The organism is Citrobacter sp. Cf118, from assembly GCF_030334095.1.
GTDB classification, from domain to species: domain Bacteria; phylum Pseudomonadota; class Gammaproteobacteria; order Enterobacterales; family Enterobacteriaceae; genus Citrobacter; species Citrobacter freundii.
Genome location: NZ_JAOWES010000062.1, coordinates 1 through 22,124, shown reverse-complemented (window position 1 = coordinate 22,124; position 22,124 = coordinate 1). Strand labels below are relative to the sequence as shown.

Annotated in this window: 23 protein-coding genes; 15 read left to right on the top strand and 8 right to left on the bottom strand. The window is 52.8% G+C overall.

Annotated features, from left to right (window positions below):
- Positions 1–58: 58 nt before the first annotated feature.
- The 11 genes from skp (at position 59) to tilS (ending at position 13,192) form a co-directional block, all read left to right on the top strand.
- Entirely contained in the window at positions 59–544 is a 486-nt protein-coding gene (gene skp, locus OGX67_RS04980) for a molecular chaperone Skp (RefSeq protein WP_003018533.1), read from the top strand.
- 3 nt (positions 545–547) lie between these two features.
- The gene (gene lpxD / locus OGX67_RS04975) at positions 548–1,573 is read left to right on the top strand and encodes a UDP-3-O-(3-hydroxymyristoyl)glucosamine N-acyltransferase (protein WP_003018531.1); all 1,026 of its coding nucleotides are present in this window, start codon (positions 548–550) and stop codon (positions 1,571–1,573) included.
- Positions 1,574–1,676: 103 nt separating this feature from the next.
- Positions 1,677–2,132: a 3-hydroxyacyl-ACP dehydratase FabZ gene (fabZ, locus tag OGX67_RS04970; protein WP_003018528.1), complete on the top strand. Its 456-nt coding sequence runs from the start codon at positions 1,677–1,679 to the stop codon at positions 2,130–2,132.
- A 3-nt stretch (positions 2,133–2,135) separates the two neighbouring features.
- Entirely contained in the window at positions 2,136–2,924 is a 789-nt protein-coding gene (gene lpxA, locus OGX67_RS04965) for an acyl-ACP--UDP-N-acetylglucosamine O-acyltransferase (RefSeq protein ID WP_003018525.1), read from the top strand.
- The gene (lpxB, locus tag OGX67_RS04960) at positions 2,924–4,072 is read left to right on the top strand and encodes a lipid-A-disaccharide synthase (protein ID WP_003018522.1); all 1,149 of its coding nucleotides are present in this window, start codon (positions 2,924–2,926) and stop codon (positions 4,070–4,072) included. Before lpxA ends, lpxB begins: the two co-directional genes overlap by 1 nt.
- The gene (rnhB, locus tag OGX67_RS04955; protein ID WP_003018518.1) at positions 4,069–4,665 is read left to right on the top strand and encodes a ribonuclease HII; all 597 of its coding nucleotides are present in this window, start codon (positions 4,069–4,071) and stop codon (positions 4,663–4,665) included. The genes lpxB and rnhB overlap by 4 nt, the downstream gene beginning before the upstream one ends.
- 24 nt (positions 4,666–4,689) lie before the next feature.
- Positions 4,690–8,172 (top strand): DNA polymerase III subunit alpha, encoded by a 3,483-nt coding sequence (gene dnaE, locus OGX67_RS04950; protein ID WP_003018516.1) that lies wholly within the window; start codon positions 4,690–4,692, stop codon positions 8,170–8,172.
- Between the two features lie 12 nt (positions 8,173–8,184).
- On the top strand, positions 8,185–9,144 hold the full coding sequence (accA, locus tag OGX67_RS04945; RefSeq protein ID WP_003018513.1) for an acetyl-CoA carboxylase carboxyl transferase subunit alpha: 960 nt from the start codon (positions 8,185–8,187) through the stop codon (positions 9,142–9,144).
- Between the two features lie 99 nt (positions 9,145–9,243).
- Positions 9,244–11,382, top strand: coding sequence for a lysine decarboxylase LdcC (ldcC, locus tag OGX67_RS04940; RefSeq protein ID WP_032948560.1), 2,139 nt, complete (start codon positions 9,244–9,246; stop codon positions 11,380–11,382).
- Positions 11,383–11,448: 66 nt separating this feature from the next.
- Positions 11,449–11,838 (top strand): VOC family protein, encoded by a 390-nt coding sequence (locus tag OGX67_RS04935; protein WP_003018507.1) that lies wholly within the window; start codon positions 11,449–11,451, stop codon positions 11,836–11,838.
- 61 nt (positions 11,839–11,899) lie between these two features.
- Positions 11,900–13,192, top strand: a complete 1,293-nt coding sequence (gene tilS / locus OGX67_RS04930; protein ID WP_003018504.1) for a tRNA lysidine(34) synthetase TilS — start codon at positions 11,900–11,902, stop codon at positions 13,190–13,192.
- Positions 13,193–13,254: 62 nt separating this feature from the next.
- Here tilS and rof read toward each other — a convergent pair whose 3' ends face one another.
- Both rof and OGX67_RS04920 read right to left on the bottom strand, forming a co-directional pair.
- The gene (gene rof, locus OGX67_RS04925; RefSeq protein ID WP_003018503.1) at positions 13,255–13,515 is read right to left on the bottom strand and encodes a Rho-binding antiterminator; all 261 of its coding nucleotides are present in this window, start codon (positions 13,513–13,515) and stop codon (positions 13,255–13,257) included.
- A complete protein-coding gene (locus OGX67_RS04920) occupies positions 13,502–13,702 on the bottom strand; it encodes a YaeP family protein (protein WP_003018499.1) in 201 nt (66 codons plus the stop codon). Before OGX67_RS04920 ends, rof begins: the two co-directional genes overlap by 14 nt.
- Before the next feature lie 188 nt (positions 13,703–13,890).
- Between OGX67_RS04920 and OGX67_RS04915 the strand changes: the two genes are divergently transcribed.
- The 3 genes from OGX67_RS04915 to nlpE are packed head-to-tail and all read left to right on the top strand — an operon-like array spanning position 13,891 to position 15,584.
- On the top strand, positions 13,891–14,436 hold the full coding sequence (locus tag OGX67_RS04915) for a YaeQ family protein (RefSeq protein WP_003018497.1): 546 nt from the start codon (positions 13,891–13,893) through the stop codon (positions 14,434–14,436).
- Positions 14,433–14,855, top strand: coding sequence for an alternative ribosome rescue aminoacyl-tRNA hydrolase ArfB (gene arfB, locus OGX67_RS04910; protein ID WP_003018489.1), 423 nt, complete (start codon positions 14,433–14,435; stop codon positions 14,853–14,855). The genes OGX67_RS04915 and arfB overlap by 4 nt, the downstream gene beginning before the upstream one ends.
- Positions 14,856–14,885: 30 nt before the next feature.
- On the top strand, positions 14,886–15,584 hold the full coding sequence (gene nlpE / locus OGX67_RS04905) for an envelope stress response activation lipoprotein NlpE (RefSeq protein ID WP_085951559.1): 699 nt from the start codon (positions 14,886–14,888) through the stop codon (positions 15,582–15,584).
- A gap of 44 nt (positions 15,585–15,628) precedes the next feature.
- Here the strand turns inward: nlpE and proS are convergent, their stop codons facing one another.
- The 6 genes from proS to metN form a co-directional block, all read right to left on the bottom strand.
- Positions 15,629–17,347: a proline--tRNA ligase gene (gene proS / locus OGX67_RS04900; protein ID WP_016149584.1), complete on the bottom strand. Its 1,719-nt coding sequence runs from the start codon at positions 17,345–17,347 to the stop codon at positions 15,629–15,631.
- 113 nt (positions 17,348–17,460) lie between these two features.
- Positions 17,461–18,168 carry a tRNA (N6-threonylcarbamoyladenosine(37)-N6)-methyltransferase TrmO gene (gene tsaA, locus OGX67_RS04895; RefSeq protein ID WP_049015783.1) on the bottom strand — a complete coding sequence of 236 codons (708 nt, stop codon included), beginning with the start codon at positions 18,166–18,168 and terminating at the stop codon, positions 17,461–17,463.
- Positions 18,165–18,569, bottom strand: coding sequence for an envelope stress sensor lipoprotein RcsF (gene rcsF / locus OGX67_RS04890; RefSeq protein WP_003018477.1), 405 nt, complete (start codon positions 18,567–18,569; stop codon positions 18,165–18,167). Before rcsF ends, tsaA begins: the two co-directional genes overlap by 4 nt.
- Before the next feature lie 116 nt (positions 18,570–18,685).
- Positions 18,686–19,501 carry a methionine ABC transporter substrate-binding lipoprotein MetQ gene (gene metQ / locus OGX67_RS04885; protein WP_003018474.1) on the bottom strand — a complete coding sequence of 272 codons (816 nt, stop codon included), beginning with the start codon at positions 19,499–19,501 and terminating at the stop codon, positions 18,686–18,688.
- 44 nt (positions 19,502–19,545) lie between these two features.
- A complete protein-coding gene (locus OGX67_RS04880; RefSeq protein WP_003018471.1) occupies positions 19,546–20,199 on the bottom strand; it encodes a methionine ABC transporter permease MetI in 654 nt (217 codons plus the stop codon).
- Positions 20,192–21,223, bottom strand: a complete 1,032-nt coding sequence (gene metN, locus OGX67_RS04875; RefSeq protein ID WP_003018468.1) for a methionine ABC transporter ATP-binding protein MetN — start codon at positions 21,221–21,223, stop codon at positions 20,192–20,194. Before metN ends, OGX67_RS04880 begins: the two co-directional genes overlap by 8 nt.
- A 189-nt stretch (positions 21,224–21,412) precedes the next feature.
- On the opposite strand from metN, the gene gmhB reads away from it, so the two are divergent.
- Positions 21,413–21,979, top strand: coding sequence for a D-glycero-beta-D-manno-heptose 1,7-bisphosphate 7-phosphatase (gene gmhB / locus OGX67_RS04870; RefSeq protein ID WP_003829138.1), 567 nt, complete (start codon positions 21,413–21,415; stop codon positions 21,977–21,979).
- Positions 21,980–22,124 lie beyond the last annotated feature (145 nt).

The following is a 22,124-nucleotide window of genomic DNA, read 5'->3' as shown; positions in this document are numbered from 1 at the left end:
GCCTGGCCACGCAAAGAACTGCACCTTCGGGTGCAAATGGGATGGTAAGGAGTTAATTGTGAAAAAGTGGTTATTAGCTGCAGGTCTCGGTTTAGCGATGGCAACGTCCGCACAAGCGGCTGACAAAATTGCAATCGTCAACATGGGTAGCCTGTTCCAACAGGTTGCACAGAAGACAGGCGTTTCTGCTACGCTGGAAAACGAGTTCAAAGGCCGTGCCAGCGAACTGCAGCGTATGGAATCCGATCTGCAATCTAAGATGCAGCGTCTGCAATCAATGAAAGCAGGTAGCGATCGTACCAAGCTGGAAAAAGACGTTATGGCTCAGCGCCAGACTTTCTCTCAGAAAGCTCAGGCTTTTGAGCAGGATCGTGCGCGTCGCTCCAACGAAGAACGTGGCAAACTGGTTACTCGTATCCAGACTGCTGTGAAATCTGTTGCCAGCAGCCAGAGCATCGATCTGGTCGTTGACGCAAACACCGTTGCATACAACAGCAGCGATGTAAAAGACATCACCGCTGACGTACTGAAACAGGTTAAATAAGTAATGCCTTCAATTCGACTGGCTGATTTAGCAGAGCAGTTGGATGCAGAATTACACGGTGATGGCGATATCGTCATCACCGGCGTAGCGTCCATGCAATCTGCGCAAACTGGCAATATCACGTTCATGGTGAATCCTAAGTACCGTGAACACTTAGGCGTATGCCAGGCTTCTGCCGTAGTAATGACGCAGGACGATCTTCCTTTTGCTAAAAGTGCCGCGTTGGTAGTGAAGAATCCCTATCTGACCTATGCACGTATGGCGCAAATTCTAGATACCACGCCTCAGCCTGCACAGAACATTGCACCGAGTGCAGTGATCGATGCAACGGCGAAGCTGGGTAATAATGTCTCTGTGGGCGCAAATGCGGTCATTGAGTCTGGCGTAGAACTGGGTGATAACGTCGTTATCGGCGCAGGCTGCTTCGTCGGAAAAAATACTAAAATCGGTGCAGGTTCACGCTTGTGGGCGAATGTGACGATTTACCACGACATTCAGATCGGTGAGAATTGCCTGATCCAGTCAAGCACTGTCGTTGGATCTGATGGATTTGGTTACGCGAACGATCGCGGTAACTGGGTAAAGATCCCGCAGCTTGGTCGCGTGATTATCGGCGATCGCGTCGAGATCGGCGCTTGTACCACCATTGACCGTGGTGCTCTGGACGATACTGTGATCGGTAATGGTGTTATCATTGATAACCAGTGCCAGATTGCGCATAACGTTGTGATTGGCGACAATACGGCAGTAGCCGGTGGCGTCATTATGGCGGGTAGCCTGAAGATTGGCCGTTACTGCATGATTGGCGGCGCCAGCGTGATCAATGGGCATATGGAAATATGCGACAAAGTCACGGTGACTGGCATGGGTATGGTGATGCGTCCTATCACCGAACCTGGCGTCTATTCCTCAGGCATTCCGCTACAACCCAATAAGGTATGGCGTAAAACAGCTGCACTGGTGATGAATATTGATGATATGAGCAAGCGCCTCAAAGCGATTGAGCGCAAGGTTAATCAACAAGACTAAAGCACCGTTTTTGCATGTCTGACTTTTCGGCCTGTCCCATTCATACGATTGCGACAGGCCGTGTTATTATTGCCTTTTAGTATATTTTGACAGGAAGAGTATTTTGACTACTAACACTCATACTCTGCATATTGAAGAGATTTTAGAACTTCTGCCGCACCGTTTTCCGTTTCTGCTGGTTGATCGCGTGCTGGATTTTGAAGAAGGTCGTTTTCTGCGCGCAGTGAAAAATGTATCCGTTAACGAGCCTTTCTTTCAGGGCCACTTCCCGGGTAAACCTATTTTCCCTGGCGTATTGATTCTGGAAGCGATGGCACAGGCTACCGGTATCCTTGCGTTTAAAAGCGTAGGAAAACTGGAACCAGGCGAACTGTATTATTTCGCGGGTATTGACGAAGCACGCTTTAAGCGTCCTGTCGTGCCTGGCGATCAGATGATCATGGAAGTGACTTTCGAGAAAACGCGCCGTGGCCTGACCCGTTTTAAAGGGGTTGCGCTGGTCGACGGTAAAGTTGTGTGCGAAGCAACGATGATGTGTGCCCGTAGCCGGGAGGCCTGATACGTGATTGATAAATCCGCCTTTATTCACCCGACCGCCATTGTAGAAGAGGGCGCCAGCATTGGTGCCAATGCTCACATTGGCCCATTTTGTATTGTTGGACCCCATGTTGAAATTGGTGAGGGTACCGTACTGAAGTCTCACGTTGTCGTGAATGGCCATACAAAAATTGGTCGCGATAACGAGATCTATCAGTTTGCCTCCATCGGTGAAGTTAACCAGGATCTTAAATATGCTGGCGAACCGACCCGTGTGGAAATTGGCGATCGCAACCGCATCCGCGAAAGCGTCACCATTCATCGTGGCACAGTGCAGGGCGGTGGAGTGACGAAGGTGGGCAGCGATAACTTACTGATGATTAATGCGCATGTCGCGCATGATTGTACGGTAGGAAACCGCTGTATTCTGGCGAATAACGCCACGCTTGCCGGACATGTTTCGCTGGATGATTTTGTTATCATCGGCGGCATGACTGCGGTGCATCAGTTCTGCATCATCGGTGCTCATGTGATGGTTGGCGGCTGTTCTGGTGTAGCCCAGGACGTGCCTCCGTACGTTATCGCCCAGGGCAACCACGCGACGCCGTTTGGCGTCAATATCGAAGGTCTGAAGCGTCGTGGATTCACCCGCGAAGCGATTACCGCGATTCGTAACGCCTACAAAGCGTTGTACCGTAGTGGTAAAACTCTGGAAGAAGTGAAACCAGAAATCGCGGAACTGGCGAAACAGTACCCCGAAGTTCAGGCTTTCAGCGACTTCTTTGAGCGCTCAACGCGTGGCCTGATTCGTTAATGACTGAACAGCGTCCTTTAACGATTGCCCTCGTCGCCGGAGAAACCTCCGGCGATATTCTTGGTGCAGGGTTAATCCGTGCACTCAAGGCTCGCGTTCCCAATGCGCGTTTTGTTGGTGTGGCCGGTCCGCTGATGCAGGCCGAAGGCTGTGAAGCCTGGTACGAAATGGAAGAGCTGGCGGTCATGGGCATTGTTGAAGTGCTCGGACGTCTGCGCCGTTTACTGCATATTCGTGCCGACCTCACTCGCCGATTCACCGACTTAAAGCCGGATGTTTTCGTTGGCATTGATGCACCTGATTTCAACATTACCCTCGAAGGGAACTTGAAAAAACAGGGCATTAAAACTATTCATTATGTCAGTCCGTCCGTCTGGGCGTGGCGACAGAAACGCGTTTTCAAAATAGGCAGATCCACCAACATGGTGCTGGCCTTTCTGCCTTTCGAAAAAGCGTTTTATGACAAATTTAACGTCCCGTGCCGCTTTATCGGTCATACCATGGCGGATGCCATGCCGTTGGACCCGGATAAAAACGCGGCACGTGATATTCTGGGCATTCCTCATGACGCTCACTGCCTGGCGCTACTGCCAGGAAGCCGTGGTGCAGAAGTGGAGATGCTCAGCGCCGATTTTCTGAAAACGGCGCAGCTATTACGCCAGCATTATCCGGATCTCGAAGTGGTGGTGCCGTTGGTGAATGCCAAACGTCGCGAGCAGTTTGAACGCATTAAAGCGGAAGTTGCACCGGAGCTTTCCGTACATCTGCTCAATGGTATGGGACGTGAAGCAATGGTGGCCAGCGACGCCGCACTGCTGGCTTCAGGTACCGCCGCGCTGGAATGTATGCTGGCAAAATGCCCGATGGTGGTTGGCTACCGTATGAAACCCTTCACCTTCTGGCTGGCGAAGCGTCTGGTGAAGACTGATTACGTTTCGCTACCTAACCTGTTGGCGGGAAGAGAACTGGTTAAAGAGCTGTTGCAGGAAGAGTGTGAACCGCAGGCGCTGTCGCAAGCGCTGTTGCCGTTGCTGGCGAAGGGTAAAACCAGCCATGCGATGCACGACACATTCCGTGAACTGCACCAGCAGATCCGTTGCAATGCTGATGAGCAGGCAGCGGATGCGGTCCTGGAGTTAGCGCAATGATTGAATTTGTGTATCCGCATACGCATTTAGTGGCGGGTGTGGATGAAGTCGGACGCGGCCCTTTGGTCGGCGCGGTCGTCACTGCTGCCGTCATTCTGGATCCGGCTCGCCCTATTATCGGTCTTAACGACTCAAAAAAACTGTCAGAAAAACGTCGCCTGGCGCTATTTGATGAAATTAAAGAAAAGGCGTTAAGCTGGAGCCTGGGTCGGGCGGAACCGCATGAAATCGACGAACTGAACATTTTGCATGCTACCATGCTGGCCATGCAGCGTGCGGTTGCGGGTCTGCATATTGCGCCCGAATACGTGCTGATTGACGGCAATCGTTGCCCGGCATTACCGGTACCGTCGATGGCGGTGGTCAAAGGTGATAGCCGTGTGGCGGAGATCAGCGCCGCATCGATTCTGGCAAAAGTGACCCGTGACGCTGAAATGGCGGCGCTGGATACGGTTTTTCCACAGTATGGTTTTGCACAGCACAAAGGTTATCCAACCGCATTTCATCTGGAAAAATTGGCACTGCATGGTGCGACTGAGCACCATCGCCGCAGCTTTGGCCCCGTCAAACGCGCACTGGGACTCTCGTCCTGATTCTTGTGTCGAAGGAATCTGAAGATGTCTGAACCACGTTTCGTCCACCTACGGGTGCACAGCGACTACTCCATGATCGATGGGCTGGCGAAAACCGGACCGCTGGTAAAAAAGGCGGCCGCGTTAGGCATGCCTGCGCTGGCGATCACCGATTTTACCAACCTGTGTGGTCTGGTGAAGTTTTACGGAGCGGGCCATGGCGCGGGTATCAAGCCGATAGTTGGCGCAGATTTTCATGTCCGCAGTGAGCTGTTGGGCGATGAACTCACGCAGCTTACCGTGCTGGCCGCAAATAATACCGGCTATCAGAACCTGACGTTGTTGATTTCGAAAGCCTATCAGCGCGGCTATGGCGCAGAAGGACCGGTTATCGACCGGGACTGGTTGGTCGAGTTAAAAGAAGGTTTGATTTTGCTCTCCGGCGGTCGCATGGGCGATGTCGGACGAAGTCTGCTGCGCGGCAATAACGCACTGGTTGACGAGTGCGTGGCGTTTTACGAAGAACATTTTCCCAATTGCTATTTCCTCGAACTGATTCGCACTGGCAGGCAAGATGAAGAAAATTATCTGCACGCAGCCGTAGCACTGGCCGAAACGCGTGGTCTACCGGTGGTGGCGACTAACGATGTCCGCTTCCTTGAAACCGGAGATTTCGATGCGCATGAAATCCGCGTAGCGATCCACGACGGCTTTACCCTTGATGACCCGAAACGCCCGCGTAACTATTCGCCGCAGCAGTACATGCGCAGCGAAGATGAGATGTGCGAGCTGTTCTCCGATATTCCGGAAGCACTGCAAAACACCGTCGAGATAGCTAAACGCTGCAACGTGACGGTGCGTCTGGGCGAATATTTCCTGCCGCAGTTCCCGACCGGCGATATGACCACCGAAGATTTCCTTGTGGCGAAATCACGCGAAGGGCTGGAAGAACGTCTCGAATTTTTGTTCCCTGACCCTGAAGTTCGTGCGCAGAAGCGCCCACCTTACGATGAACGTCTGGAAGTTGAACTTAAAGTTATCAACCAGATGGGATTCCCGGGCTACTTCCTGATCGTTATGGAATTTATCCAGTGGTCGAAAGATAACGGCGTACCGGTAGGCCCGGGACGTGGTTCCGGTGCTGGCTCACTTGTTGCCTATGCGCTGAAAATTACCGATCTCGACCCGCTGGAATTTGACCTGCTGTTCGAACGTTTCCTTAACCCGGAACGTGTCTCAATGCCCGACTTCGACGTTGACTTCTGTATGGAGAAACGCGACCAGGTCATCGAGCACGTGGCGGAAATGTACGGTCGTGATGCGGTTTCGCAGATTATTACCTTCGGTACGATGGCAGCAAAAGCGGTTATCCGCGACGTGGGCCGCGTACTGGGGCATCCGTACGGCTTCGTTGACCGTATTTCGAAGCTAGTACCGCCCGATCCGGGCATGACGCTGGCAAAAGCCTTTGAAGCCGAACCCCAACTGCCGGAAATCTATGAGGCAGATGAAGAGGTTAAAGCGCTGATCGATATGGCGCGTAAGCTGGAAGGCGTCACGCGTAACGCCGGTAAGCACGCCGGTGGTGTGGTTATCGCACCGACCAAAATTACTGATTTTGCTCCGCTGTACTGCGATGAACAGGGGCTGCACCCGGTTACTCAGTTTGATAAGAACGATGTGGAATATGCCGGTCTTGTGAAGTTCGACTTCCTCGGCCTGCGTACGCTCACCATCATCAACTGGGCGCTGGAAATGATCAACGCGCGCCGTGAAAAGAACGGTGAGCCACCGCTGGATATTGCGGCTATCCCGCTGGATGACAAGAAAAGCTTCGATATGCTACAACGCTCGGAGACCACGGCGGTCTTCCAGCTTGAATCCCGCGGCATGAAAGACCTGATCAAACGTCTGCAGCCTGACTGCTTCGAAGATATGATCGCACTGGTGGCTCTGTTCCGCCCTGGCCCGCTACAGTCGGGGATGGTAGATAACTTTATCGATCGTAAGCATGGTCGCGAAGAGATTTCCTATCCGGATGTACAATGGCAGCATGAGTGTCTGAAACCGGTACTGGAGCCGACCTACGGCATTATCCTGTATCAGGAACAGGTTATGCAGATTGCCCAGGAGTTGTCCGGGTACACCCTTGGCGGCGCGGATATGCTGCGTCGTGCGATGGGTAAGAAAAAGCCGGAAGAGATGGCCAAGCAGCGCGGCACCTTTGAAGAAGGGGCGAAAAAGCGCGGCGTAGACGGCGAACTGGCGATGAAAATCTTTGACCTGGTGGAGAAATTCGCCGGTTACGGATTTAACAAATCGCACTCCGCTGCCTATGCGCTGGTTTCTTACCAGACTCTGTGGCTGAAGGCGCATTATCCTGCCGAGTTTATGGCGGCGGTAATGACCGCCGATATGGATAACACCGAGAAAGTCGTCGGACTGGTGGATGAATGCTGGCGCATGGGGCTCAAAATCCTGCCGCCGGATATCAACTCCGGGCTTTACCATTTTCACGTGAATGATGATGGCGAGATTGTTTATGGCATCGGCGCGATAAAAGGCGTGGGTGAAGGGCCAATTGAAGCTATTATTGAGGCGCGTAACGAAGGCGGCTACTTCCGTGAGCTGTTTGATCTCTGCGCGCGCACGGATATCAAAAAACTTAACCGCCGGGTGCTGGAAAAGCTAATCATGTCCGGGGCGTTTGATCGCCTTGGCCCGCATCGTGCGGCGTTGATGAATTCGCTCAACGACGCACTAAAAGCCGCCGATCAGCATGCAAAAGCCGAAGCTATTGGTCAGGCCGATATGTTTGGCGTGCTGGCGGAAGAACCGGAGCAAATTGAACAATCCTATGCCAGCTGCCAACCGTGGCCGGAGCAGGTGGTATTAGACGGTGAGCGTGAAACGTTGGGGCTTTACCTGACGGGACACCCCATCAACCAGTATTTAAAAGAAATTGAGCGCTATGTCGGAGGCTACAGGCTGAAAGACATGCATCCGACAGAACGTGGTAAAGTCACCACGGCTGCGGGGCTCGTCATTGCTGCGCGGGTAATGGTCACCAAGCGCGGCAATCGTATCGGCATCTGTACACTGGATGACCGTTCCGGACGTCTGGAGGTTATGTTGTTTACCGATGCTCTGGATAAATACCAGCAATTGCTGGAAAAAGACCGCATACTTATCGTCAGCGGACAGGTCAGCTTTGATGACTTCAGTGGCGGGCTTAAAATGATGGCCCGTGAAGTCATGGATATTGACGAAGCCCGGGAAAAATATGCTCGCGGGCTTGCTATCTCGCTGACGGACAGGCAAATTGATGACCAGCTTTTAAACCGACTCCGTCAGTCTCTGGAACCCCACCGCTCGGGGACAATTCCAGTACATCTCTACTATCAGAGGGCGGATGCACGTGCGCGGTTGCGTTTTGGCGCGACGTGGCGTGTCTCTCCGAGCGATCGTTTGCTAAACGATCTCCGTGGCCTTATTGGTTCGGAGCAGGTGGAACTGGAGTTTGACTAATACAGGAATACTATGAGTCTGAATTTCCTTGATTTTGAACAGCCGATTGCAGAGCTGGAAGCAAAAATCGATTCTTTGACTGCGGTTAGCCGTCAGGATGAGAAACTGGATATTAACATCGATGAAGAAGTGCATCGTCTGCGTGAAAAAAGCGTAGAACTGACGCGTAAAATCTTCGCCGATCTTGGCGCATGGCAGGTAGCCCAACTGGCGCGCCATCCACAGCGTCCGTACACCCTGGATTATGTCCGCCTGGCGTTTGATGAATTTGATGAGCTGGCGGGCGATCGAGCCTATGCGGATGATAAAGCTATTGTCGGCGGTATCGCGCGTCTGGATGGCCGTCCGGTGATGATCATTGGTCATCAGAAAGGCCGTGAGACCAAAGAAAAGATTCGCCGTAATTTCGGCATGCCAGCGCCGGAAGGCTATCGCAAAGCGCTGCGCCTGATGGAAATGGCCGAGCGCTTCAACATGCCGATCATTACCTTCATCGACACCCCAGGGGCTTACCCGGGCGTGGGCGCGGAAGAACGTGGTCAGTCAGAAGCGATTGCGCGCAACCTGCGCGAAATGTCACGTCTGAGCGTGCCGGTAATCTGCACCGTTATCGGTGAAGGTGGTTCCGGCGGCGCGCTGGCTATCGGTGTGGGCGATAAAGTGAATATGCTGCAGTACAGCACCTATTCCGTTATCTCCCCGGAAGGTTGTGCTTCCATTCTGTGGAAAAGCGCCGACAAAGCGCCGCTGGCCGCAGAAGCAATGGGAATTATCGCGCCGCGTCTGAAAGAGCTGAAGCTGATTGACTCTATCATCCCGGAACCGCTGGGCGGCGCGCACCGCAACCCTGAAGTAATGGCTGCGTCCCTGAAGGCACAGCTGCTGGCCGATCTCGCCGATCTCGACGTGTTAAGCAAAGATGATCTGAAAAACCGTCGTTACCAGCGTCTGATGAGCTACGGTTACGCGTAAACTGCATTAATTCTGAAAAGGGCCACAATGCTGTGGCCCTTTTTTTTACCTGTGGTTTGGCCAGGCTATGATTAACTAAGGTTTTTCCAGGAGGAACGCATGAATATCATTGCCATCATGGGACCGCATGGCGTCTTTTATAAAGATGAGCCCATCAAGGAACTTGAATGTGCGCTGCAGCAGCAGGGGTTTCAGATTATCTGGCCGCAGAATAGCGTCGATCTGCTGAAGTTTATCGAACATAACCCGCGAATTTGCGGCGTCATTTTTGACTGGGATGAATACAGTCTGGAGCTGTGCAGCGACATCAACCAGCTCAACGAGTATCTCCCGCTCTACGCCTTTATTAATACCCATTCGACGATGGATGTCAGTGCGCACGACCTGCGCATGGCGCTGTGGTTTTTTGAGTATGCGCTGGGTCAGTCTGAAGACATTGCCACCCGCATCCGCCAGTACACCAGCGAATACCTCGATAACATCACGCCTCCTTTCACCAAAGCGCTGTTTACCTATGTGAAGGAAGGGAAGTATACCTTCTGCACGCCTGGGCACATGGCGGGAACGGCGTACCAGAAAAGTCCGGTCGGCTGCCTGTTCTATGATTTCTTTGGCGGTAATACGCTGAAAGCCGACGTGTCCATTTCCGTAACCGAACTGGGCTCATTGCTTGATCATACCGGTCCGCACCTGGAAGCGGAGGAGTATATCGCGCGTACTTTTGGTGCCGAGCAGAGCTATATGGTGACCAACGGCACCTCGACATCGAACAAGATTGTCGGTATGTATGCTGCACCTGCAGGCAGTACGCTCCTGATTGACCGCAACTGCCATAAGTCACTGGCGCATTTGCTGATGATGAGTGATGTGGTGCCAATCTGGCTGAAGCCCACGCGTAACGCGCTGGGGATCCTCGGCGGTATACCCCGTCGGGAATTTACCCACGCAAGCATTGAACGCAAAGTTGAGGAAACCAATCAGGCGCAATGGCCGGTCCACGCGGTGATCACCAACTCCACCTATGATGGCCTGTTGTATAACACCAACTGGATCAAACAAACGCTGGATGTGCCCTCCATCCATTTTGATTCAGCCTGGGTGCCGTATACCCATTTTCATCCGATCTATCAGGGGAAAAGCGGGATGAGCGGCGAACGGGTACCGGGAAAGGTGATTTTTGAAACCCAGTCCACCCACAAGATGCTGGCGGCGTTGTCACAGGCTTCGCTGATCCACATTAAGGGCGACTATGATGAAGACACGTTCAACGAAGCCTTTATGATGCACACCTCTACGTCTCCGAGCTATCCGATAGTGGCGTCGATAGAAACGGCGGCGGCAATGCTGCGTGGCAATTCAGGCAAGCGGTTAATCAATCGTTCGGTGGAACGGGCGCTGCATTTCCGTAAAGAAGTGCAGCGTCTGCGTGAAGAGTCGGATGGTTGGTTCTTTGATATCTGGCAGCCGGAAAAGGTAGATGAAGCAGAATGTTGGCCGGTAGCGCCAGGTGAAGACTGGCACGGATTTGTTGATGCTGATGCCGACCACATGTTCCTTGACCCGGTGAAGGTCACGATTTTGACGCCGGGAATGGATGAACAGGGAAATATGAGCGAAGAGGGGATCCCCGCGGCGCTGGTGGCGAAATTCCTTGATGAACGCGGCGTCGTAGTCGAGAAGACGGGACCGTATAACCTGTTGTTCCTGTTCAGCATTGGTATTGATAAAACCCGGGCGATGGGGCTGCTACGTGGCCTGACGGAATTTAAGCGCTCGTACGATCTGAATTTACGTGTGAAAAATATGCTGCCGGATCTATATGCTGAAGATCCCGATTTCTATCGCAATATGCGTATTCAGGATCTGGCGCAGGGGATCCATCAGTTGATCCGCCAGCACGATCTCTCCGGGTTGATGCTGCGGGCATTTGATACCTTGCCGGAAATGAAAATGACGCCGCACCAGGCCTGGCAGCGGCAGATCAAAGGTGAAGTCGAAACGGTAGCACTTGATCAACTGGTGGGGCGCGTTTCTGCCAATATGATCCTGCCTTATCCCCCCGGCGTGCCGCTTTTGATGCCCGGGGAAATGATCACTGCCAAAAGCCGGGCTGTCCTCGATTTTCTTCTGATGCTGTGCTCGGTAGGGCAGCGCTACCCTGGATTTGAAACCGATATCCATGGCGCTAAACTGGGTGAGGATGGCCTGTATCGCGTGAGAGTCTTAAAAATGGCATAACGACTTGCCTGACCCCAAGACGTTCGAGTAACGTTCTGACAGAAAAATGAAAGAGGCGATGACGCTATGCTGGGATTAAAACAGGTTCACCATATTGCCATTATTGCGACGGACTACGCGGCGAGTAAGGCATTTTACTGCGATGTGCTTGGCTTTACGCTGATGAGCGAAGCCTATCGGGAAGAGAGAGACTCGTGGAAAGGCGATCTGGCATTGAACGGCCAGTATGTGATTGAGCTTTTTTCTTTCCCGTTTCCACCTTGCCGTCCGAGCCGACCGGAAGCCTGCGGTTTGCGTCATCTGGCGTTCAGCGTAGATGACGTGGAAAAGGCGATAATTCATCTGGAAAGCCATGATGTGAAATGCGAGCCGGTACGAATCGATCCGTTTACCGGCAAACGTTTTACGTTTTTTAACGATCCAGACGGATTACCCCTCGAACTGTACGAGCTGTAGGGCTTGTCATTGTGGCGTTAGCCCGGTAACGTGCCGGGCAATGCCATTGTAAGTAACCATCATGACGACACTCACGCTGAACACTTCGCTGCTGAATTCTCAATCGATTCTGGTCGCCTTTAGCGGCGGGCTGGATTCCACCGTATTGCTGCATCAGTTGGTGCAGTGGCGAGCGCTGCATCCTGATGTTGCTTTACGCGCAATCCACATTCACCACGGATTAAGCCCACACGCAGACAGTTGGGTACAGCACTGTGAGTCGGTATGCGCGCAGTGGCAGGTGCCGCTGGTGGTTGAGCGGGTATACCTTGAGGATGATGGTCTGGGCATCGAAGCCCAGGCGCGACGCGCGCGCTATCAGGCGTTTGCGCAGACCTTACTACCGGGCGAGGTGCTGATGACCGCACAGCATCTCGATGACCAGTGTGAAACCTTTCTGTTGGCGCTTAAGCGCGGCAGTGGTCCTGCCGGACTTTCCGCCATGGGGGAAAGCTCTCCGTTTGCCGGAACCCAGCTGATTCGACCGCTGCTGGCGCAAACGCGAGAGGCGCTTGAAGCATGGGCACAGCAGCATGAATTATGCTGGATTGAAGATGAAAGTAATCAGGATGATACCTACGATCGCAATTTCCTCAGATTGCGCGTTACCCCATTGCTCCAACAGCGCTGGCCGCACTTCGCGCAAGCCGTTGCCCGCAGCGCTGCGCTGTGCGCTGAGCAGGAGAGTTTACTGGATGAACTGCTGGCCAGCGATTTAGCCGATTGCATCACACCCCGCGGAACACTGTTACTGACGCCATTAATGATGATGAGTGGCGTGCGTCGTGCCGCGCTGCTTCGTCGCTGGCTGGCGGGGTTAAATGCGCCGATGCCTTCCCGTGATGGGCTGGAACGTATCTGGCAGGAAGTGGCGCTGGCGCGGGAAGATGCGTCACCAAGTTTTCGCCTCGGTGAGTACGAGGTCCGTCGTTATCAGTCACAGCTGTGGTGGGTGAAGTCAGTCGATGGGCAAAGCGAAACTGTTATCCCGTGGTTAGAGTGGAAAACACCGTTGACGCTGCCTACCGGATTGGGTTCGGTTCAGTTAATCTCTGCGGGTGATTTGCGCTTGCCACAAGCGGATGAAGTCGTCAGTATCCGTTTTAAAGCGCCAGGGTTATTGCATATTGTCGGGCGTAACGGCGGACGGAAATTAAAGAAAATCTGGCAGGAGCAGGGGATCCCGCCCTGGCGACGAGATACCACACCGCTGCTGTTTTACGGCGAAACGTTGATTTCGGCTGCGGGTGTTTTCGTGACGCGTGAGGGGACGGCAGAAGGTGAAGAAGGCGTAAGTCTGGTATGGCATGCCTGATGGCGCTGCGCTTATCAGGCCTACGTTTCACATGGAAAGTAGGCCGGATAAGGCGAAAAAAGTTAAGATTCGCTGACCACCACGGTACCGATCTGCGGGTGGCTGAAGCTGGCAATTTTGTCGAGACGAAGCTCCCGGGTTTCACCTGCGACATCTGCGACCAGATACTCCACGTTTTTACGTGAAACCAGGTCGTTCGCTTTCGCCTGCAAAACTTCGCCATCTTTTAGCGCCAGCGTCAGTAACAAATGGTGCTGGCAGGCGAGTTCAAGATTGTCGTAATCATCGCAGTTGATGGGTTGATACGTTTCATTCATTGACATAATCGCTCACCAGTAAGTTCGCGGCAGCATACGCCGCTTTTTCCCTGACCGACTCTGGAAGGGCGCTGTCTGCCGCCACTTCATTAAGCACCTTCAATACGCAACCCAGCGCATCCGGGATATACCCTAAGTCTCCGCTGGCGATTTCCGCGTACCGCTTGCGTATTAACTCACAATATTTTTCCACATGCCCTCCTGTCAGCACTCTGACTTAACCGTGGATGCAAGTCTAAGCCTACGAAGATAAACTCTGTTTAGCAAGGTGACTATACCATACTCATTCAAGCAATATCAGCGCCTTGATAGTGGAGCAGTTAGCAGCCTTTTGCCGCAGTTTTCGCTACAATGTGCGCCTGATTCGAAAGGAGTTCTCTCATGGCGCTTAAAGCGACAATTTATAAAGCCGTCGTCAACGTAGCGGATCTTGACCGCAACCAGTTCCTTGACGCGGCCTTGACGCTGGCGCGTCACCCCTCTGAAACCCAGGAGCGCATGATGTTGCGCCTGCTGGCCTGGATCAAATATGCCGATGAACGGCTGCAGTTCACGCGTGGTCTGAGTGCGGAAGACGAGCCTGAAGCATGGCTGCGTAACGACCATCTGGGTATCGATCTCTGGATTGAGCTGGGTCTGCCGGATGAGCGCCGTATTAAAAAAGCCTGTACCCAGTCTGGAGAGGTTGCCCTGTTTGCTTACAACAGCCGTGCGGCTCAGATCTGGTGGCAGCAAAATCAGAACAAGTGCGCGCAGTTTAAAAATCTGACCGTGTGGTATCTGGATGATGAACAACTGGCGCAACTGAGTGATTTTGCAGGTCGTACAATGGCGCTGCAGGCAACTATCCAGGACGGTGCTATCTGGCTGTCTGACTCTCAGAACAATCTGGAAATTCATCTGACCGCGTGGCAGCCGCGTTCATGATTGTTATCTCCCGAAACGTCTCTATCCCTGATAATGAGCTGGAAATCACGGCGATTCGGGCGCAGGGCGCGGGCGGTCAGCACGTTAACAAGACCTCGACGGCTATCCATTTGCGCTTTGACATTCGGGCCTCTGGCCTGCCAGAGTATTACAAGGAACGTTTGCTTGCCGCCAGCCATCATCTGATTAGCGGTGATGGCGTTATTATCATTAAGGCGCAGGAATACCGTAGCCAGGAACTTAATCGGGAAGCGGCAATCTCCCGGCTGGTAGCGGTGATAAAAGAATTAACCGCAGTGCAAAAAAGCCGACAGGCAACTCGCCCTACACGCGCCTCGAAAGAGCGCAGGTTGTCATCGAAGGCGCAAAAATCCACAGTGAAAGCACTGCGTGGGAGAGTTCGTCGAACACAAGACTGACGAGCGGGAATAAAAATTTATAAGGAATTGATAGTGAAAACAGCAATATTGTCCGTAGTCGCTGCATGCACGCTTTTTTCCTTGATCGGCTGTAATAACCGTACTGAAGTTGAAGTACTACAGCCGACGCGGGCGGCAGAATTAAAACCGATGCAGCAAAGCTGGCGTGGCATCTTACCTTGCGCGGACTGTGAAGGGATTGAAACCTCTCTGTTTCTGGAAAAAGACGGTACATGGGTGATGAACGAACGTTATCAGGGCGTGCGGGATGAACCGTCTTCGTTTGCCTCTTATGGCACATGGGCGCGCACTGCCGACAAGCTGGTGCTGACCGACAGCAAAGGTGAAAAGTCGTACTACCGGGCTAAAGGCGAGGCGCTGGAAATGCTCGATCGTGAAGGTAACCCGATTGAGTCACAGTTTAACTACACGCTCCAGCCAGTTTCCGCCAGCTTACCGGTGACGCCAATGCCGATGCGAGGCATGTATTTCTATATGGCTGACGCGGCAATCTTTACCGACTGCGCAACGGGTAAACGGATGCCGGTGGCGAATAATGCCCAGCTTGAACGTGACTATTTAGCTGCGCGTGCGGAAAACGGACAGTCCGTATTGCTGACGCTTGAGGCGCATTTCACGCTGGAGTCAAACCCGGATACGGGTGAGAAAGTGAAAACGTTGATGGCGGATAAAGACGCGAAATTTATCCCCGGTAAAGCGTGTAATTAATCGATAGAAAAAAGGCCCTGATAATCAGGGCCTTTTTGTTGGTATTAGCCTTTAATGGCTTTGACCAGGAAGTCGACGATGTCGCCGGTTTTAATCAGCTCTTTCTCGCCGTTACGACGGTATTTGTATTCGATATCGTCGTTGTCGAGGTTACGGTCGCCCAGCACGATAGTGTGCGGAATACCGATCAGTTCCATATCGGCAAACATCACGCCCGGACGCTCTTTACGGTCGTCCATCAGCACTTCAATACCCTGAGCGCGCAGCTCAGCGTACAGTTTTTCAGCCAGTTCCTGCACGCGGTAGGACTTGTGCATGTTCATCGGCAGAATCGCGACCTGGAACGGAGCAATGGCGTCTGGCCATACGATGCCGCGATCGTCATAGTTCTGTTCGATAGCAGCAGCAACCACGCGAGTGACCCCGATACCGTAGCAACCCATGGTCAGGATCTGGTTACGACCATCTTCGCCCTGTACGGCGGCTTTCATCGCTTCAGAGTACTTGGTACCCAACTGGAAGATGTGGCCGACTTCGATACCGCGTTTGATCATCAGCGTACCTTTGCCGTCCGGGCTCGGGTCGCCGGCGACCACGTTACGGATGTCTGCAACTTCCGGGGTGACTACGTCGCGATCCCAGTTGATACCGAAATAGTGTTTACCGTCGATGTTGGCACCGGCAGCGAAATCGCTCATTACTGCAACGGTACGGTCGATAACCACCGGAATCGGCATATTCACCGGACCGAGCGAGCCTGGACCTGCTTTTACCAACGCACGAATTTCTTCTTCGGTGGCAAAGGTCAGCGGGCTGGCAACCTGCGGCAGTTTTTCCGCTTTGACTTCGTTCAGCTCGTGATCGCCACGAACCAGCAGGGCGACCAGCGGGTAGCTGCTGCCTTCAACCGCTTTCACCAGCAGGGTTTTCACGGTTTTTTCGATAGGCAGGTTGAACTGCTCAACTAGTTCGGCGATGGTTTTGGCGTTCGGAGTATCAACCAGCGTCATTTCCTGAGTTGCTGCTGCGCGCGGCTCTTTCGGCGCAACGGCTTCGGCGAATTCGATGTTCGCCGCATAATCGGAGGAGTCGGAGAAGATCACATCGTCTTCGCCGCTCTGCGCCAGCACCTGGAATTCGTGAGAGGCGCTGCCGCCAATAGAACCGGTATCCGCTTGTACTGCACGGAAATCCAGCCCCATACGGCTGAAGATTTTGCTGTACGCAGCGTACATCGCATCGTAGGTTTCCTGCAGGGATTCCTGAGAGGTGTGGAAAGAGTAGGCATCTTTCATCAGGAATTCGCGGGAACGCATCACGCCGAAACGCGGACGGACTTCGTCACGGAATTTTGTCTGGATCTGATAGAAGTTCAGCGGCAGCTGTTTGTAAGAGCTCAGCTCGTTACGGATCAAGTCAGTGATCACTTCTTCATGCGTTGGGCCGAGGACGAACGAACGATCGCCACGGTCAGCAATACGCAGCAGTTCCGGGCCGTATTGTTCCCAACGGCCGCTCTCTTCCCACAGTTCAGAAGGCTGAACGACCGGCATCAACACCTCGATCGCACCGGCGTTGTTCATCTCTTCACGCACGATATTTTCGACTTTTTTCAGGACGCGCACGCCGGTCGGCAGCCAGGTATATAACCCGGAGGCCAGCTTGCGGATCATCCCGGCGCGCAGCATCAGCTGGTGGCTGATGACTTCGGCGTCGGCAGGTGTCTCCTTCAGAGTGGAGAGCAGATATTGGCTAGTACGCATGTTGTTACGGTTCCAGTTGAACGATCGAACAGGCTCAAAACGAGCCTGGCACAAAACAAAAGTGGTTTAGTTTACCAGCGAGAAAGGGATGTCAAAAGAGTACGCGACGCAAATTAGCGGGCTTCCAGAGCAAAGACCTCAAATCCTGACGGTGTGACGCGCCAGCGGACATTAAAGTCCAGCAGCCAGACGGCGTAGGTTTTGCCTTCTTCCTCATTTTTACGGTAGGCAGGACGCGGATCCTGCGCCAGCACTTCGGTAATAAACTGACGAAGACGCGGGTAACGTTGTTCGAGCTTTGGTAGCTGCTCCGCGAGATCTTCACTGAACGTCACCTCGACGCTGGCCTGAGGTGCGTCCTGGGCATAGCTGGCGCGAGCATCAGGCAGCGATTCGGCAAACGGCAGATACGGCTTAATATCCACTACTGGCGTTCCGTCAACAAGGTCCAGTCCACCGAGTTCGAGGATTACGTGCTCTTTATGGCAGCGGATGCCCCGCAGCTCTACCAACGACATGCCAACAGGGTTAGGACGAAACGTTGAACGTGTGGCAAAGACACCCATTCTGGCGTTGCCACCAAGACGGGGAGGGCGCACGGTCGGACGCCATCCACCTTCCATTGTCTGGTGAAAAACAAAAATCACCCACAAATGACTGAAGGCTTCCAGGCCGCGAACGGCATCGGCCTGGTTATAAGGTGCGAGCAAATGCAGTTCGCCGCAGGCGCTTTTCACCAGACCTGGCTGGCGTGGAACGGCGAACTTTTCTTTATATGGTGAGCGGATAACGCCTATTTGCTCGAACTGAAAATGGCTCATTTCGCCGAAATGTTCAGTGCAGAACCGATGCAAACCGCCTGACGATAGCAACCCGGTGTTCCGCTGGTCACTTCGCAACTGTGCAGCAATACCGCATTAGCTTTCATTTTTGATGCGTTAATCTGCATGCGTTTGCGCGCGGTTGGAATGCTCGGAGGGGAATCCTGGTTGGATGCCTGGCAGGATTCACCGCTAACTTCGCCAAGATCGCGGAACGGCTTGCCTACTAAATCTTCAGCGTTAGTAATGATTCTTACCGGCGTCGCGCGCGGTGCTTTCGGTTTTTCCGGCTCCGCTTTCGGCGGGGTTGCGGTGCTTTGAACGGGTTCAACAGGGGATCTGCTTAACATAGAACAGCCGCTCAGCAAGAGTGCTACTAAACAGATCGGTAAAGCACGCATAATATTTCCTCAATGAATGATCTAAACGTCAGATATTGAATCAGGTGCTTGCATAAATGACAAGACGGGCAAGCGCCCGTCCTGATGATATTACATATTCTGTAAACAGCCTAAAATTACCAGCCCTTAACAGCACCGCCGTTAAAGACTTTGTTTGCTGCTTCGTACACTTCATCAGACTGATATGCCTGAACGAATTTCTTCACGTTCTCAGCATCTTTGTTGTCTTCACGCGTCACGATCAGGTTTACGTACGGAGAATCTTTATCTTCAACAAAGATACCGTCTTTTGCCGGGGTCAGGCCGATCTGGCTGGCGTAGGTGGTGTTGATGACCGCCAGTGCGATTTGAGCATCGTCCAGAGAACGCGGCAGCTGCGGCGCTTCCAGTTCAACCAGCTTCAGGTTTTTCGGGTTTTCAATCACGTCCAGCGCGGTCGGCAGCAGGCCAACACCATCTTTCAGCTTGATTAAGCCCACTTTTTGCAGCAGCAGCAAGGAACGGCCAAGGTTAGTCGGGTCGTTTGGAATCGCGACCTGTGAACCGTCCTGCAGCTCATCCAGTGATTTGATTTTTTTGGAATAGCCCGCAATCGGGTAAACAAAAGTATTGCCTACAGCAACCAGCTTGTAACCGCGATCTTTGATCTGCTGATCCAGGTACGGTTTGTGCTGGAAGGCGTTAGCATCGATATCGCCTTTGCTCAGCGCTTCGTTAGGCAGAACGTAATCGTTAAACGTGACCAGCTCAACGTCCAGACCGTATTTTTCTTTAGCTACTTTCTGCGCGACTTCTGCAACCTGCTGCTCTGCGCCAACAATAACGCCCACTTTGATGTGATTAGGATCTTTTTCATCCTGACCGCAACCCACAAGTGCCAGAGAACCGATCAGGGCTCCAACTGCCGCAAAGGTTTTGAATTTGAACGCCATGCTTATTTCCTTTTCTTAATGAGTTTTTAGTGTTGTGTGCAACGTTATTTGTGCGTGACAGCCCGGACGATGCGATCGCCGGATAACTGAATTAAATAAACCAGAACGACGAGCAATACCAGTACTGTATTCATTACTGTAGCGTTGTAACCAATATAGCCGTACTGATAACCAATCTGTCCAAGACCACCGGCACCAACGGCGCCACCCATCGCGGAGTAACCAACCAGCGTGATAAGGGTGATGGTGGCCGCATTGACCAGTCCTGGCAGCGCTTCTGGCAGTAATACCTTACGTACAATTTGCAGGGGCGTGGCGCCCATCGCACGAGAGGCTTCTATCAGCCCGGTCGGGATTTCGAGCAGCGCGTTTTCCACCATACGGGCGATAAACGGTGCGGCGCCGACGGTCAGCGGGACGATAGCGGCCTGCAGTCCGATAGAGGTGCCTACGATCATGCGGGTGAACGGAATCATCCACACCAATAAGATGATGAACGGGATGGAACGGAAAATGTTCACCAGCGCAGAGAGCGTACGGTAGAGCTTCGCGTTCTCAATGATTTGCCCCGGACGCGTTACGTACAGCAACACGCCAACCGGCAGACCGATCACAAAACCAAAAAAACCGGACACAAAGGTCATTGCCAGCGTTTCCCATACGCCGCGAACCAGCAGCCACATCATCGGCTCAGACATAACCCAGTACCTCTACTTTTACATGGTGTTCCTGCAACCAGTTGATGGCTGCTTGTGTATCTTCCTGTGTGCCGTGCATTTCAGTCAGCATGATGCCGAATTTCACACCGCCGGCGTAATCCATCTGCGCGCTAATAATGTTGTTATTCACGTTAAAGCGACGGGCCGTCTCAGAGAGCAATGGCGCATCAACGGAATGACCGGTGAATTCCATGCGCAGCATTGGCACACTGTCTGCTTCTGGCTCGGCTTTTAACCGTTCCAGATAATCTTCCGGGATATCCAGGTGCAGCGTGGACTGGATAAATTTCTGTGCCAGCGGCGTTTTCGGATGAGAGAAAACTTCGCTGACGGTGTCTTGCTCAATCAGTTCACCATTACTGATGACCGCCACGCAGTCACAAATGCGTTTTACAACGTCCATCTCATGGGTAATCAGCAGAATGGTGAGTCCCAGACGACGGTTAATGTCTTTCAATAATTCAAGAATCGAGCGGGTCGTTGCCGGATCGAGTGCGCTGGTGGCTTCATCGCACAGCAACACTTTGGGATTGCTTGCCAGCGCACGGGCGATTGCCACACGCTGTTTTTGTCCACCAGAAAGATTGGCCGGGTAGCTATCGTGCTTGTCACCAAGACCAACCAAATCCAACAGTTCTGTTACACGGCGTTTGATCTCTTCTTTTGGCGTGTTATCCAGTTCCAGCGGCAGCGCGACGTTGCCAAACACGGTGCGGGAAGAGAGCAGGTTAAAGTGTTGGAAAATCATGCCGATTTGACGGCGAGCTTTGGTCAGCTCTGACTCAGAAAGCGTCGTGAGTTCCTGACCGCCGACCTGAACGCTGCCTTCGGTTGGGCGTTCAAGTAAGTTAACGCAGCGGATGAGCGTACTTTTACCGGCACCGGAGGCGCCAATAACGCCATAAATCTGCCCGGCAGGAACATGCAGGCTGACGTTATTTAACGCCTGAATGGTGCGAGTCCCCTGCTGGAACACTTTGGTGATATTCGAAAGTTTAATCATTGGTTATTTATTATCGTAATTAAGTTAGCCGTGGCATTTTCGTCTGTCAGGTACGGTCGAAGCCGTCAACAAGATGGATGTTAAGGCATCCAGACGTCTAAATCAATCAGGCTTTGCGCGATGAGCACTTTCTTGCCCGCTGAAACATGCGATACTAGAGCCACATGCCTTATTCAGGAGCTATAAAAGGTGGCAAAGTCTGTACCCGCAATTTTTCTCGACCGTGACGGTACCATTAATGTGGACCACGGTTATGTACATGAGATCGACGAGTTTGAGTTTATCGACGGCGTTATTGATGCCATGCGTGAACTTAAAAAGATGGGTTACGCGCTCATTATTGTGACGAACCAGTCTGGTATCGCGCGTGGTAAATTTACTGAGGCGCAGTTTGAAACGTTGACCGAATGGATGGACTGGTCGCTGGCCGATCGCGATGTTGAGCTGGATGGCATCTACTACTGCCCGCATCACCCACAAGGCACCGTGGAAGAGTATCGTCAGGTCTGCGACTGTCGTAAACCGCATCCTGGCATGTTTATCTCCGCCCGAGACTTCTTGCACATCGATATGGCCGCTTCTTATATGGTAGGCGACAAAATTGAAGATATGCAGGCGGCGGCAGCTGCAAATGTTGGCACGAAGGTATTGGTGCGCACAGGCAAACCCGTCACACCGGAAGCAGAAAATGCGGCAGATTTGGTCATAAATAGTCTGGCAGACCTGCCAATGGCGATAAAAAAGCAGCAAAAGTAAGCGTTGTGGGCAAAAGGTGAGCGGTTGAAATAAAAATGCATTTTTCCGCTTGTCTTCCTGAGTCGACTCCCTATAATGCGCCTCCATCGACACGGCGGATGTGAATCACTTCACACAAACAGCCGGTTCGGTTGAAGAGAAAAAC